At 64.7% G+C, this 507-nt stretch carries 1 protein-coding gene; it reads left to right on the top strand.

Annotated features, from left to right (window positions below; all coding sequences use genetic code 11):
- Window positions 1–4: 4 nt before the first annotated feature.
- The coding region (locus HMPREF2716_RS05215; RefSeq protein WP_003111830.1) for an Hcp family type VI secretion system effector at window positions 5–507 on the top strand (503 nt) is incomplete at its 3' end.

The raw sequence follows: 507 nt of genomic DNA, 5'->3' as shown, positions 1-507 counted from the left end.
ATCCATGGCAACACCCGCCTATATGTCCATCACCGGCACCAAGCAGGGCCTGATCACCGCCGGCGCCTTCACCGAGGACTCGGTCGGCAACACCTATCAGGAAGGCCACGAGGACCAGGTGATGGTCCAGGGCTTCAACCACGAAGTGATCATCCCGCGCGACCCGCAGTCCGGCCAGCCGACCGGCCAGCGCGTGCACAAGCCGGTGGTCATCACCAAGGTCTTCGACAAGGCCTCGCCGCTGCTGCTGGCCGCCCTGACCTCCGGCGAGCGCCTGACCAAGGTCGAGATCCAGTGGTACCGCACCTCCGCCGCCGGCACCCAGGAGCACTACTACACCACCGTCCTGGAAGACGCGATCATCGTCGACATCAAGGACTACATGCACAACTGCCAGGACCCGGGCAACGCCCACTTCACCCACCTGGAAGACGTGCACTTCACCTACCGCAAGATCACCTGGACCCACGAAGTCTCCGGCACCTCCGGCTCCGACGACTGGCGCTC

Source organism: Pseudomonas sp. HMSC076A11 (genome assembly GCF_001810205.1).
GTDB lineage: Bacteria > Pseudomonadota > Gammaproteobacteria > Pseudomonadales > Pseudomonadaceae > Pseudomonas > Pseudomonas aeruginosa.
This window is presented reverse-complemented; position numbering and strand designations above follow the sequence as displayed.